Origin of the sequence: Sorangium sp. So ce726, assembly GCF_051521405.1 — a bacterium.
Classification (GTDB): domain Bacteria; phylum Myxococcota_A; class Polyangia; order Polyangiales; family Polyangiaceae; genus Sorangium.
Window position 1 is genome coordinate 7,577,720 of sequence record NZ_CP150349.1, and the last position, 13,793, is coordinate 7,591,512.

9 protein-coding genes are annotated in these 13,793 nt (G+C 70.3%); 3 read left to right on the forward strand and 6 right to left on the reverse strand.

Annotated elements, in window-relative coordinates:
* Positions 1-15: 15 nt before the first annotated feature.
* The 4 genes from WME79_RS28225 to WME79_RS28240 form a co-directional block, all read right to left on the reverse strand.
* A complete protein-coding gene (locus tag WME79_RS28225; protein WP_437520933.1) occupies positions 16-1,077 on the reverse strand; it encodes a 3-oxoacyl-ACP synthase III family protein in 1,062 nt (353 codons plus the stop codon).
* 226 nt (positions 1,078-1,303) lie between these two features.
* Positions 1,304-1,930, reverse strand: coding sequence for an endonuclease III domain-containing protein (locus tag WME79_RS28230; protein WP_437520935.1), 627 nt, complete (start codon positions 1,928-1,930; stop codon positions 1,304-1,306).
* Positions 1,927-2,682, reverse strand: a complete 756-nt coding sequence (locus tag WME79_RS28235; RefSeq protein WP_437520938.1) for a c-type cytochrome — start codon at positions 2,680-2,682, stop codon at positions 1,927-1,929. Before WME79_RS28235 ends, WME79_RS28230 begins: the two co-directional genes overlap by 4 nt.
* Positions 2,679-3,917 (reverse strand): YncE family protein, encoded by a 1,239-nt coding sequence (locus WME79_RS28240; protein ID WP_437520941.1) that lies wholly within the window; start codon positions 3,915-3,917, stop codon positions 2,679-2,681. The genes WME79_RS28235 and WME79_RS28240 overlap by 4 nt, the downstream gene beginning before the upstream one ends.
* 266 nt (positions 3,918-4,183) lie before the next feature.
* On the opposite strand from WME79_RS28240, the gene WME79_RS28245 reads away from it, so the two are divergent.
* Positions 4,184-5,803 (forward strand): metallophosphoesterase, encoded by a 1,620-nt coding sequence (locus WME79_RS28245; protein ID WP_437520943.1) that lies wholly within the window; start codon positions 4,184-4,186, stop codon positions 5,801-5,803.
* A gap of 136 nt (positions 5,804-5,939) precedes the next feature.
* On the opposite strand, the gene WME79_RS28250 is transcribed toward WME79_RS28245, so the two are convergent.
* Positions 5,940-6,680, reverse strand: coding sequence for a 4'-phosphopantetheinyl transferase family protein (locus WME79_RS28250; protein ID WP_437520946.1), 741 nt, complete (start codon positions 6,678-6,680; stop codon positions 5,940-5,942).
* Positions 6,681-7,520: a metallophosphoesterase family protein gene (locus tag WME79_RS28255; RefSeq protein WP_437520949.1), complete on the reverse strand. Its 840-nt coding sequence runs from the start codon at positions 7,518-7,520 to the stop codon at positions 6,681-6,683.
* A 230-nt stretch (positions 7,521-7,750) separates the two neighbouring features.
* Between WME79_RS28255 and gltB the strand changes: the two genes are divergently transcribed.
* Positions 7,751-12,358 (forward strand): glutamate synthase large subunit, encoded by a 4,608-nt coding sequence (gene gltB, locus WME79_RS28260; RefSeq protein WP_437520952.1) that lies wholly within the window; start codon positions 7,751-7,753, stop codon positions 12,356-12,358.
* Complete coding sequence (locus WME79_RS28265) at positions 12,351-13,790, forward strand: glutamate synthase subunit beta (protein ID WP_437520954.1); 1,440 nt, start codon at positions 12,351-12,353, stop codon at positions 13,788-13,790. Before gltB ends, WME79_RS28265 begins: the two co-directional genes overlap by 8 nt.
* The last annotated feature ends 3 nt before the right edge of the window (positions 13,791-13,793 follow it).

Here is a 13,793-nt window from a genome sequence, read left to right on the forward strand (position 1 = left end):
CCGCCGCTCAGCCGCTCAGAGCTTCCAGAGCGCGCAGCCCCAGTGGACGCCGGTCCCGAGCGCGAGCACCATGGCGAGTTGCCCTTTCTTCAGCCTTCCGGCGCGCATCTCCTCGTCGATGAGGATGGGCACGGTGGCGCCGCTCGTGTTGCCGAATCGATCGATGTTGCTCGGGAGCTTCTCGACGGGCACGCCGAGGTCCTTGCGAATGTGCTCGTTGATCCGGCCGTTCGCCTGGTGCGCCAGGAACACGTCGATCTGCTCGATCGCGAGGCCCTGAGAGGCGCAGAGCTCCCGCGCCGTCGCCGGGAGCTTTGTCACCGCGAACTTGAAGAGCTCGCGGCCATCCATGCGGGGGATATGCAGGTCCTCGTCGAACGACGTCGGCTTCCAGTACGGGCGCGAGCGGAAGCCGCCGCCCGGCACGAAGAGGAGCTCGGCGAAGCGTCCATCGGAGCAGATCTTGTTGCCGCGCAGGCCCGCGTCACGATCGGTCGCGCGGAGGACGAGCGCGCCCGATCCGTCTCCGAACAGGACGGCGAGGTTCCGGTGGCGGTCGGCGTGCGCCCGCGCCTCGGGCGTCGCGGAGCGGCCATTCTTCGGGTCGAGCGCTCCCCAGTCCTCCCAGGGCATGAAGCCGGCGTGCGCCTCTGCGCCCACGAACAGGATGGTCTTGGCGGCCCCGGTCTGGATGAGCCCGTCGATCGTCTGGAGGCCGAACAGCATCGCGGCACACTGCTGCCGGATGTCGAGAGCGGGGACGCCTGGAATGCCCAGCTTCGCGCCGAGCAGCGCCCCGGAGCCAGGAAAAATGTAGTCCGGCGTCATCGTGGCAAAGAGGATGTAATCGATCTCCGACGGCGCGATGCGCGCCGACTCGATCGCGCGCTTCGCCGCCTCGCAGGCGAGATCGCTCACCCCCACGCCATCCGGCGCGTAATGGCGCTGGCGGATACCGGAGCGCTGGTAGATCCACTCGTCGGAGGTCGTGATCACCCGCGCGAGGTCGTCGTTGGTGACAGGTTCTCCGGGCACGTAGTGGCCCGTCCCGATGATCTCAAATCCAATCTTTGTCACAGAAGTGCCTTACTCGAACCGCAGGCGCGCGGCGACCCGGAACCGCACACCCGCACACGACCGCGCCCGGCAGCCTCGCGCCGCAGCGCGGCGAGCGGCGCTCGCGCTCATGAGATCGCCGGGACGTTGCACCCTGCTTGACGGAAACCGGCTGCCTCGATAGCCTGTCAGCCGCGATGGCGGCGTTATGTCCGCCCCCATCTTCGGCGGCCCCCGGGCGCCGCGATCATCGTCGGCGTGCGGCCCAGCTGCAGATGGGGCAGCCGGTCATGTCGTGGCGCAGCGCTGGGCAGTGCTCGCGACCGAAGTAGATGAGCTGCAGGTGGAGCTTGTTCCACTGCTCGGGTGGGAACGTGCGCTTCAGGTCGCGCTCCGTCTCGACGACGTCCCTTCCGGACGACAGCCCCCAGCGGAACGCGAGCCGGTGAATGTGGGTATCGACCGGGAAGGCGGGGTGGCCGAAGGCCTGCGCCATGACCACAGAGGCCGTCTTGTGACCGACCCCCGGCAGGGCCTCCAGGGCCTCGAACGAGGCGGGGACGACGCCGCCGTGCTCGGTCGCGATCCGCTCGCTCAGCGCCTTCAGGTGCCGCGCCTTGGTGGGCGCGAACCCGATCCTCCGGATGAGCTGGGCGATCTCCTCGACGGGCACTGCCGCCATGGCCGCGGGCGTCCGGGCGCGCTCGAGGAGCGCCGGCATCACCGCGTTGACCATCTTGTCCGTCGTCTGGGCGCTGAGCATCACCGCGACGAGCAGCGAATACGGATCGTCGTGGACCAGCGGAATGGGCGGGGCCGGGTACAATCGGTCGAGGATCTCGGCGATCCTCGCGGCTTTCTCGGCGCGCTTCACGGGGGCCAGGGCAGCCCGTAGAACGAGAGCAGATCGCCGAGCTCCTCGTCGGAGAGGACCTCGCGGGAGAAAGGCGGCATCTGCCCGCCGTAGCCGACGAACCCGCCGTGCCGGACCTTCTCGATGAAGACCAGCCGCCGATCGGCCTCGGTGTACTCGCCGAGCGGGTGCTCCTCGAGCGTCTGCTCGGGCAGCGCCGGCGCCCGCGACACGAGCCGGCCTTCCCCCGAATGGACGCCCCCGTGACACGAGGCACAGGCGCGCTCGTGGATGCGTCCGCCCGCGGCCGCGTCGCCCGCCGGGATCTGGCTCAGCTCGTAGACCGGCGTGAAGGGGACGGCCTCGGCTGCGCCTCCCTCGCTGGGCAGCGACTCCAGGTAGGCATAGATGGCCTGCGCGGCGTCGTCGTCCGCGGTCCAGGGCAGGTCCTTCGTCATGAAGTAATAGAGGCAATGGTTGATCGCGCCGAGCAGCTCGACCTCCTGCCCGCCCCAGTAATGCGGGCGCTCGACGGCGCCGGCCAGCGGGGCGCCCGGGAGCATGGCGTCGCCTGCGTCGCCGGCGACAGCTTCATGGCACGTCGAGCAGGAATAGCGATTGAAGCGCGTCTCCGCGATCGTCGGGTCCCGGAAGAGCGCCGCGCCGTGCTCGACGGCCGTCGCGTCGACGACCTTCGTCTCGGGATCACCCGGACAGCCGCAGAGGAGCGACGCGCACGCGAGCGCGGCCGCAAGGCTGCAGGGCGCCCTCACGGCGCCTCCGGCGCGACGCGCACGAGCCCGTCGGGATAGAAGCCAACCTCCGTGTCGCTGAGCGTCTCCAGCGTCTCTGGATCGAGCCGGAGCACCCTGCCGGGCGTCGTGATCCGATCGCCCTCGCAGACGAGGAAGAGCCCGTGCTCCTCGTCGAGCTGCGCGACGTGCGGCCTCATGCATTCGTCGGCGATGTTCCGGGTGACGACCTCGTTGTCGTCCGGGGTCACGCCGATCCGCACGAGGGTGTCGGGCACCTGGGTCGGCACATAGATGGCGCTCCCGTCGGGGGTCCACGCGGGGAAGTAGGGCGCGCCGATCGTGAGGACCTTCCGTGAATCGTCGAACGTCTCCGACGCGACATCGAAGAAGCGCACGTCCCTGCTCTCCGTGCTGCTCACGGCGATGGTCTTCCCGTCGGGCGACATGACGGCCGCGTAGGGCCCGTAGTTGTTGGCATGGGGCGACGGGCTGGAGGTAGACCCCACGGGCACGCGCTTCACCTCGGCGGAAGGGTCCGTCAGGTCGACGATCGCGAGCACGTCCTCGCCGTAGCAAGCGACGTAGGCGCGGGCGCCGTCCGGGCGCGAGAGGGCGACTCCGTGGGCGGCCATGCAGACCGGGATGAACTCCGGATCAGGCGACCCCGAGAGCAGGACCTTCTCGGGATCGATCACGGCGAGGGACGAGCGCGCCGCCTCGACATCACCGGGGTTGTCGAGCACGCGTTTCAGATCGAAATGAGAGACGACCACGCGCCGGCCGTCCTCCGAGATCACGATATCGCCCGGGTTGGCCTCGACGCGCACCTGCCCGAGGATGCGTAGATCGTCGAGCGCGAGCTTCTGGACGTAGCCCGCCACCGCGCTCCCGCCGTGCACCGCGTGGGGGCCGATCGCGCCGGCGACGTCAGGGTACGACAGCGCGACGTAGAACGCGCCGCCCTCGGCGTCCACGGCCACGTGGTGAGGCCCGTCGATCGTCACGGGATCGCGGCCCACGGGGTGGACGCCGAACCGCTCCCCGGTCGAGAGCGAGATAAGAGAGATCGTATCGGAGAGGCTATCGCTCACCACGCCCATTCCGCCCTCCGGAATCGTGATCTCAGGAAGTCGGTCCGGATACGCGTCGCCCTCGTAGGCGCTGTAGCGGTATTCGATGATGGGCTCGGGATCGCTGCAGCTCACCAGCATCGCCGCCGCGAGCGCGCAACCCAGGAATCGCGAAATGACCATAGATGACCTCGAGACGAGCGCCCCTGGCTCGGACGCGCCGCATCCTAGCAGCCGCCGGCGCACCGGCCGCGGCTCCGCCCTACCATGGCTCGGCTCGCTCGTGCGCCTCGACGTGACGCTCCGCGGCGCCACGCTGCGCGGTGTGGGACGTACTACGCGCGTTCTGCGCTCTCTCTTCCTCGTCAGCACCGGCCCTCAACGGCAACGCTACCGCGTGGGTGAACATTTCTTGATCAGGCGCGGTGGTGTTGTCATGTAAGGAAGCGATGAGCCAGACACGAGCGGTGGGCGTCGCAGCGCTGGAGCCCGGTCGGCGGCAGATCGCGCGAGCGCGCCGAGATCGCCCCGCGGCGCGCTTCTTCCTTGCGTCTGTTGCGCTCGCGGCGTGCGCGGGGGAGGAGTCCATCGCTCCGGCGCCGCTCCCTGCGCCGGTACCGTTGCCAGCGCTCCGCGGCGCGCCGCCGCTGACGACCGCTCGCACCTGGGCGCCGCGCGTTGGGGTGGCCGATCCACCGGACAGGAACCCCGCTGTCCCGGCGGAGATCGAGCAGATGCTCGCGGAGGGCTACGGCGAGCTCGAGAGCGGGCCGGGGCAGCCGCTCGCCCCCGCGACGCTCGACGACACCCCTCCACCGCCGCGCGGCAAGCGGCCGAGGCTCCTGACGAGGTTCGTCCACCTCGCCGACACCCAGCTCGCAGACGACGAGTCGCCCGCCCGGCTGGCGATCTTCGACTCGCCCGGCGCGTTCGCGTCGGCGTTCCGCCCGCAGGAAGGGCACGAGTGCCGGATCCTCCACGCCGCCGTCCGCACGATCAACGCGCTCCATCGGAGCACGCCGATCGACTTCGTCCTGCTCGGCGGAGACAACGCCGACAGCGCGCAGACGAACGAGATCGCGTGGTTCTCGGCCATCCTCGACGGCGCCGCGCGCGTCGAGTGCGACTCGGGCGCTGACGACGACCCCGTGCCAGGCCCCGACAACGATCCCAAGGATCCGTTCTTCGCCGAGGGGCTGCTCATGCCCTGGCGATGGGTGACCGGCAACCACGATGTCCTGCACCAGGGGAACTTCCCGGTGCACACGCGCGCCGAGCTCGCGACGGGGAGCTGGTCGGACGGCGGGACGCGCGACTGGTCTCTCCCCGGCGGTCCGGTGATCACGGGCAAGGTCGTCCCCGACCCGAGGAGAGCGCTCCTGAGCCGCCCCGAGCTGCTCGATCAGGTCGCGGCGACCGGCGATGGACACGGGATCGGGCCCGACGAGCGCGCGTACGGGAAAGCGTTCTACGAGTTCGACATGAAGGACACCCCCCTTCGCGTCATCGTGCTCGACACGGCCGCCGAGACGGGCGGGCCGAACGGCGTGATCCTCCAGGACGACGTCGATCGGTTCATCCGTCCCGCGCTCGACCGCGCGAAGCGCGAGCGCAGGTGGGTCATCCTCACGTCCCACCACGCGTCGAGCTCGCTCGGAGACGGCTCCTTCGCCGCGACGGGCACCCCCGTCGTGCCCGGCGCGATCGGCGTCGAGGCGTGGCAGTCGCTCGTCGGCGGCTACGACAACGTCCTGCTCCACCTCGCCGGACACACCCACGTGCACCGGGTGACCCGGGTCTCGCCAGCCGGCGGGCACGCGTACTGGGAGCTCGAGACCTCCGCGCTCGCCGACTATCCCCATCAGGTCCGCGTCATCGAGATCTGGGACGAGGACAACGGCTTCGTCGCCATCCGGGGCGCCGCCCTCGACTACGCCGTCGACGACGACCCGATCGCCGCCGAGGGGCGCCGCCGGGCCGTCGTGGACGTCACCTCGGGCTTCGGCGACGACGGCCGCGGAGAGCCCTCGTGGCGCAACGTTGAGCTCTCGATCGCGCGGCCGGACTGACCTCGCGCCCCGACGCGCCAGGGCCGCGGGCGCGCGGCCCAGCCTGCGCTGACCCAGCTTGCCGGAGGCCAGCCAGGGAGGGATGCGCGTCGGCGCCGCCGCGAGGCGGCCTCGTACGGGCGGCCCCAGCCGCCGCTCATCCGCCGTCGCGCAGCGGCACCGTCTCCCTCAGCTCGATCGACAGCGCAGGTCCGCCCCCGCTGCGGATCGCGGCGGCCATCGTGTGCCTCGCCGAGGGCTGGTAGAGCGCGAACTGCCAGGCCGAGCGGTCGTCGCCAAGCCGCGGATCGAACGAGATGCCGATCGCCGGTCCATCGTCCAGGTGGAACGAGAACTGATCGAGCGGGATCGCGAGCCCCATCCCGCGCGCCTTGATGTACGACTCCTTGAGCGTCCAGTACTCGAAGAAGCGCGCGCGCTGCCTCTCCGGCGGCAGCGCGCGCAGCGCCCTCACCTCGCCTGGCGAGAAGAAGCGATCGGCGATGTCCACCGCGCCGCTCGCGCGCTCGGTGTCCTCCACGTCGACGCCCACGTCGCGATCCAGCGCGACCAGGCAGGCGATCAGCCCCCGCGTGTTCGACAGGTTGAACCGGATCGGCGGCACCCCCGGAGGTCCGGCGATCTGTGGGCGGCCAAATTCGTTCCGGACGAACGACCACGCCTCGGGCGCGACGTTCGCGTACTTTGAGAGGACCGTGCGCACGAGGGCGCGGGTGAGCAGGTACTCGTGCCGGTTCTCGGCGAACAGGAAGCGCGCCTGCTGCGCCGCCTCGTCAGGCGCCATCAGCCGGTGGTACGCCTCGAGCAACGCCTCGTCGCGAGCCGCGTCGCAGAAGACGTACCAGAGGTGCGCCGCGCCGGGACCGATCGTGAGCATCTACAACCTCGGCGGCGCCGCGTCTGCAGGGCCCGGTAGGATCTCCCGAAGGCAGCTGTCGGCGCTGAGCTCGGTGGGCCGCTGGCGCGGATATCCGAACGACACCTCCTCGAAACGAACACCGTCGATCCAGTCGGTGCGGGGGATGTGGAGGTGCCCTGACACGACCACCCGCGCGCGGAACCGCGTATGCCAGTCGTGCGTGCGCCGCGTCCCGCACCAGATCGAGAAACGCGGGATGTGCCGCAGCCGCACGAGCTCTTCGCGCAGCGGGAAGTGGTTGATGAGCACCGTGGGGCGCCCCTCGATCGCGCTGAGACGGGCCTCTGTCGCGGCGAGGCGGGCCCGGCACCACTCGGGCAGGCTGGCGAAGGGCGCCGGGTCGAGCAGCTCCTCGTCGCTGCAGAGGACGCCGCTCTCCATGGCCCACGCCACCGCGTCGCCCTCGGCCACGCCGTCCGGCCGGAAGCTGTAGTCGTAGAGCAAGAACATCGGCGCCAGCACGTGCGGTCCGCCCTCGCCGTCCCAGAGCACGTAGGGGTCTTCCGGCGTGAGGACGCCGCGGCTCCGACACAGCTCGACCAACCGCTCGTACCGGGCCTGGCCGCGCGGACCGCCGCGCTCACTCGGCATCGTATAGAGCTCGTGGTTGCCCGGCGTCCACACGAGCCGCTTGAACCGCGGGCCCAGGGTCTCGAGGACGTAGATGAGGTGCTGCTCCGTTTCCCCGAGATCACCGGCGAGGATGAGCCAGTCGCTCGGCCGCGGCGTCATGCGCTCGATGGCCCACCGGTTCTCCGCATACCCGACGTGGAGATCGCTGAGTGCGAAGAGCTTCATCCGAATACCGCGCCGCCGGAGGCCGGACCGGCAGGCCGGTCGCTCCCACCCACACCACGGTCGACGACGGGCGTCCACTGCCGAGCGCCGCCGCCGGGCGGAGCGGCCCCCCGGGCAAGGTGACACCTCTCCCCCATTTTGCGCCCAGTTCCGCGGCTCCTGGCGCGCCGCATTAAACTAGGGCTCCAATCCTTGTGCCACATGTGCTACGCGCGTGTGAAGTCAGCACCATGCCTCTGCCCCAACGACAAGGTCTTTACGATCCGGCTTTCGAACACGACGCATGCGGTCTCGGATTCGTCGCCACGCTCCGCCGTGAAGCGACGCACGAGGTCGTTTGCCAAGCGCTCGAGATCCTCGAAAATCTAACCCATCGCGGCGCCGCGGGCTGCGACCCCTGCACCGGCGATGGCGCGGGCGTGCTCCTCCAGATCCCGCACGAGCTGTACGCCGCGTCCCTGGCCGCCCTTGGCATCGCGCTGCCTGCTCCTGGCGACTACGCCGTCGCGACGGTGTTCTTCTCCCAGCTCCCGTCGCGTCGCCGCCAGTGCGAGGCGATCCTCGAGGCCGCGGTCGTGCACCACGGACAGCGCGTCCTCGGCTGGCGTGACGTCCCCATCGACGACGCGGCGCTCGGCCCGATCGCGCGCGACTCGCGCCCCGCGATCCGCCAGCTGTTCATCGGCAGGGTCGCGCCTCGCCAGTCCTTCGAGCAGGTCCTCTATGCGATCCGCAAGCGCGCTGGCCGCGCCGCCAACGCCGACGACTTCTACATCACGTCCTGTTCGTCGCGGACGGTCGTCTACAAGGGCCTGATGCTCGCCGAGCAGGTCGCGGCGTTCTACCCCGACCTGTCCGACAAGCGCACCGTGTCGCGGCTCGCGATGGTGCACTCGCGCTTCTCCACGAACACCTTCCCCACGTGGGAGCGCGCGCACCCGTACCGGGTCATCGCGCACAACGGCGAGATCAACACCGTGCGCGGCAACACCGCGTGGATGTCGGCGCGCGAGGCGCTGCTGAAGAGCGATGTCTTCGCGAACGCGATCGAGGACTTCAAGCCGATCATCCGGCCGGGCGGCTCCGACTCGTCCGCGCTCGACAACGTGGTCGACTTCCTGCTCGCGAGCGGCCGCTCGCTGCCCCACGTGATGATGATGCTCGTGCCCGAGGCCTGGGCGCTCGACCCGGACATGTCGGCCGAGAAGAAGGCGTTCTACGAGTACCACGGCTGTCTGATCGAGCCGTGGGACGGCCCCGCGGCGCTGTGCTTCACGGACGGACGGCTGATCGGCGCGACGCTCGACCGGAACGGGCTGCGCCCCGCGAAGTACGTCGTGACGAGCGACGGGCTCGTCGTGCTCGCGAGCGAGTTCGGCGTCCTCGACATCGAGCCGGCGCGCGTCATCCAGAAGGGGCGCCTCCAGCCGGGCAAGATGTTCCTCGTCGACACGACCGAGGGTCGCGTCGTCAGCGACGACGAGATCAAGCGCCGCGTCGCGACGCAGAAGCCGTACGCGGCATGGGTCGCCGAGAACAAGATCGACCTGCGCGCCCTCGAGGACGTGCCGAGCCTCTACACCATCCCGCACGCGGACCTCCGGGGCCTGCAGCAGGCGTTCGGCTACACCGAGGAGGACCTGCGGATGATCCTCGGGCCGATGGCCACCCTCGGCGAGGAGCCGGTGGGCTCGATGGGCATCGACATCCCGCTCGCCGTCCTCTCCGAGAAGCCCCAGCTGCTCTTCCGCTACTTCAAGCAGCTGTTCGCGCAGGTCACGAACCCGCCGGTCGACCCCCTCCGCGAGGAGATCGTGATGTCGCTCGTGAGCTGCGTCGGCGGCGAGGGCAACCTCCTCGAGGAGACGCCCCGCCAGTGCCGGATGCTCGAGCTGCCGCACCCGATCCTCACGCAGGACGACCTGTCGAAGCTGCGCAAGAACGTCTTCCCCGACTTCCGCGCGGCCACGCTGCCCATGTACTTCCCGGTCGACGGCGACCCGGAGGACAACCTGCGCGCCGCGATCGCGAAGCTCTGCAAGGACGCGAGCCGGGCGATCGCCGACGGCGCGAGCATCCTCATCCTCAGCGACCGCGGCATCGACGAGACGCTCGCCCCCATCCCGAGCCTGCTCGCGGTGGGCGCCGTGCACCACCACCTCATCAACGAGGGGGCGCGCACGCGCGCGGGCATCATCGTCGAGACCGGCGAGGCGCGCGAGGTCGGCCACATGGCGCTGCTCATCGGCTACGGCGCCGGCGCGGTGAACCCGTACCTCGCGTTCGAGTCGATCGCGGCGATGTGCCGCGACAAGACCCTCGGCGCCGACCTCTCGCCGACCGCGGCGGGCTCGCGGTACGTGAAGGGGCTCAAGAAGGGCATCCTGAAGATCATGTCGAAGATGGGGATCAGCGCGCTCTCCAGCTACCAGGGCGCGCAGATCTTCGAGGCGATCGGCATCGATCAGCTCGTCATCAACGCGTACTTCACCGGCACGGCGTCGCGCGTCCGCGGCGTCGGGCTGCGCGAGATCGCGGAGGAGGCGCTCGCGCGCCACCACGCGGCGTACGGCGAGCGGGCGCGAGCGCACCTCGACGTCGGCGGCCACCACCACTTCCGCGTGTCCGGCGAGCGGCACCTCTGGACGCCGCAGTCGATCGCCTCGCTCCAGCGGGCGGTCCGCCTCGACGACGCGAAGAGCTACGCCGAGTACGCCTCCATCATCAACGAGCAGCAGGAGCACCCGATGTCGCTCCGCGGGCTGTGGGACTTCAGGCCCGCGGGCCCGCCGGTGCCGATCGAGGAGGTCGAGCCCGCCGCCTCGATCGTCAAGCGCTTCGCCACGGGCGCCATGTCCTTCGGGAGCATCTCGAAGGAGGCGCACGAGACGCTCGCGATCGCGATGAACCGGATCGGCGCGCGGTCGAACACCGGCGAGGGCGGCGAGGACCCGGTGCGCTTCCTCCGGATGCCGAACGGCGACTCGAAGCGGAGCGCGGTGAAGCAGGTCGCCTCGGCGCGGTTCGGCGTCACGGCCGAGTACCTCGTGAACGCCGACGAGCTGCAGATCAAGATGGCGCAGGGGGCCAAGCCCGGCGAGGGCGGCCAGCTCCCGGGCCACAAGGTCGACGCGGTGATCGCGAAGGTGCGCCACTCGACCCCCGGCGTGACCCTGATCTCGCCGCCGCCGCACCACGACATCTACTCGATCGAAGATCTCGCGCAGCTCATCTTCGACCTGAAGAACATCAACTCGAAGGCGCGCATCAGCGTGAAGCTCGTCGCCGAGGCGGGCGTCGGCACCATCGCCGCGGGCGTCGTGAAGGCGCACGCCGACGTGGTGCTGATCAGCGGCGACTCGGGCGGCACCGGCGCCTCCCCGCTCACGTCGATCCACCACGCGGGCGTCGCGTGGGAGCTCGGCCTCGCCGAGGCGCACCAGGTGCTCGTGATGAACGGGCTCCGCGGCCGCGCCATCGTGCAGACCGACGGCAAGCTGATGACGGGCCGCGACGTCGCGTTCGCCGCGCTGCTCGGCGCCGAGGAGTTCGGGTTCTCCACGGCGCCGCTCGTCGCGACCGGCTGCATCATGATGCGCAAGTGCCACCTCAACACCTGCCCGGTCGGCATCGCCACGCAGGACCCCGAGCTCCGCAAGAAGTTCACGGGCGCGCCGGAGCACGTCATCAACTTCTTCTTCTACGTGGCCGAGGAGCTCCGGCAGATCATGGCGCGCCTGGGCTTCCGCACGCTGACCGAGATGGTCGGGCGCTCCGACTGCATCGTGCAGCGGAGCACCGGGCTCCACCCGAAGGCGAGGAAGATCGACTGCTCCGAGGTGCTGTACCGCCCGAAGGAGGCCCTCACGAGCCCGACCCACTGCGTGGAGCTGCAGGACCACAAGCTCGACCGGGTGCTCGACCTCAAGCTGATCGAGAAGGCGCGCGCGACGATCGACGGCGGGCCGTCCGTCGTCATCGAGACCCGCGTAAGGAACTCGGATCGGACGCTCGGCGCGATGCTGAGCGGCGAGATCGCGCGCCGCCACGGCAGCGCCGGGCTCCCCGAGGACAGCATCGTGGTCAAGTGCGCCGGCAGCGCCGGCCAGAGCTTCGGCGCCTTCGCCTCGCGGGGCATGACGCTCGAGCTCGAAGGCGACGCGAACGACTACGTCGGCAAGGGCCTCTCGGGCGGCGTGGTCGCGGTGCGGCCGCCGCGCGAGGCGCCGTTCCGGCCGGACGATCAGGTCATCGTGGGCAACGTCGTGCTGTACGGCGCGACGAACGGCCGCGCGTTCTTCAACGGCCGCGCCGGCGAGCGCTTCGCGGTCAGGAACAGCGGGGCCACCACCGTCGTCGAGGGCGTGGGCGACCACGGCTGCGAGTACATGACGGGCGGCACCGTGATCATCCTCGGCACCACCGGCCGCAACTTCGGGGCCGGCATGAGCGGCGGGCTCGCCTACGTCTTCGATGAGGACGCGCTCTTCGAGGCGCGCTGCAACAAGGAGATGGTGCAGCTCGAGACGATGACCGCAGCCGACGCCGAGTCGGTGCGGGCGCTGCTCGAGGAGCACGTTCGGCGCACGGGCAGCCGGAAGGCGATCGAGCTGCTCGAGTCCTGGCAGGCCGTCCTGTCTAAGTTCGTGAAGGTCGTCCCGAGCGAGTACCGCCGCGCCCTGGAGGCCGCGGCGTCGCCCGCGACGAACGGGGCGGACGGGTCGGACAGGCTCGTGTCTCTCCTTTCTCCTTCAACACCCTATGTTTCCACTGGACGTTACATCCCCGCCAACGCGGGTCCCCTGAGCACGGGAGAGAGGTCGGCCGCCCATGGGTAAGGTACGAGGCTTCCTCGAGATCCAGCGGGTCGACATCAAGAAGCGGCCCGTCTCCGAGCGTTTGAACGACTGGCAGGAGTTCGAGCTCCCGGTCCCCGACGCCGAGCTGCGCGATCAGGCAGCGCGGTGCATGGACTGCGGCATCCCGTTCTGTCACGACGGATGTCCGCTCGGGAACCTGATCCCCGACTGGAACGATCACATGTTCCGCGATCGCCTCCCCGAGGCGATCGCGTCGCTCGACGCGACGAACAACTTCCCCGAGTTCACCGGGCGCGTGTGCCCCGCGCCTTGCGAGGCGGGGTGCGTGCTGAACATCGAGAGCAAGCCGGTCACCATCAAGAACGTCGAGCGCGCCATCGCGGATCGCGCGTTCGATCGGAACCTGGTGGCGCCGGTCATCGCGAAGCAGCGCACGGGCAAGAAGGTCGCGGTGATCGGCTCGGGGCCCGCCGGGCTCGCGGCCGCGCAGCAGCTCGCGCGCAAGGGGCACGACGTCACGCTCTTCGAGCGCGACGACCGCATCGGCGGCCTGCTCCGGTACGGCATCCCCGACTTCAAGATGGAGAAGCACCTCATCGACCGGCGCATGGAGCAGATGCAGGCCGAGGGGGTGACGTTCCGCACGGGCGTCCACTGCGGCGTCGACATCACCGGCGACGCCCTGCGCGAGCAGTACGACGCCATCGTGCTGTGCGGCGGGGCGCGCCGGCCGCGCGACCTGCCGGTGCCCGGCCGGGAGCTGAAGGGCGTCCATTTCGCGATGGATTTCCTGACCCAGCAGAACAAGCGGGTCGCCGGCGACGTGATCCCCGACAACGAGGCGATCTTCGCGACGGACAAGCGGGTGGTCGTCATCGGCGGCGGCGACACCGGCTCCGACTGCGTGGGCACGAGCCACCGCCACCGCGCGGCGCACGTGACGCAGCTCGAGCTCCTCGCCCGCCCCCCCGAGCAGCGCTCGCTGACGAACCCGTGGCCCGCGTGGCCGCTCATCCTCCGCACCTCGTCCTCCCACGAAGAGGGCGGCGAGCGCGACTGGTCGGTGTCGACCACCGCGTTCCTCGGGGACGAGCACGGTCACCTCCGCGCGCTCCAGGCGACGCGGGTGAAGCTGGAAGGCGGGAAGTTCGTGCCGGTCCCGGGGAGCGAGTTCGAGATCCCGTGCGAGCTCGTCCTGCTCGCGATGGGCTTCGTCGGCTCCGAGCGCGAGGGGCTGATCGAGCAGCTCGGCGTCGAGATGGACCAGCGCGGCAACGTGAAGGCCCACGGCGGGCGCACCAGCGTGGAGGGCGTCTTCGCCGCCGGCGACATGTCGCGCGGCCAGAGCCTCGTCGTCTGGGCCATCGCGGAGGGGCGCAAGGCCGCCGAGGCGGTCGATGCGTACCTGATGCAGCCGGCGAAGCGCCGGCTGGCGCTCGCGGCGGGCTAGAGC

What these genes read in the sequence shown, in the direction of transcription:
- WME79_RS28240 (WP_437520941.1), bottom strand. Translation starts at nt 3,917, where the DNA reads ATGGTCATTTCGCGATTCCTGGGTTGCGCGCTCGCGGCGGCGATGCTG.
- WME79_RS28245 (WP_437520943.1), top strand. Translation starts at nt 4,184, where the DNA reads ATGAGCCAGACACGAGCGGTGGGCGTCGCAGCGCTGGAGCCCGGTCGG.
- WME79_RS28250 (WP_437520946.1), bottom strand. Translation starts at nt 6,680, where the DNA reads ATGCTCACGATCGGTCCCGGCGCGGCGCACCTCTGGTACGTCTTCTGC.
- WME79_RS28255 (WP_437520949.1), bottom strand. Translation starts at nt 7,520, where the DNA reads ATGAAGCTCTTCGCACTCAGCGATCTCCACGTCGGGTATGCGGAGAAC.
- gltB (WP_437520952.1), top strand. Translation starts at nt 7,751, where the DNA reads ATGCCTCTGCCCCAACGACAAGGTCTTTACGATCCGGCTTTCGAACAC.
- WME79_RS28265 (WP_437520954.1), top strand. Translation starts at nt 12,351, where the DNA reads ATGGGTAAGGTACGAGGCTTCCTCGAGATCCAGCGGGTCGACATCAAG.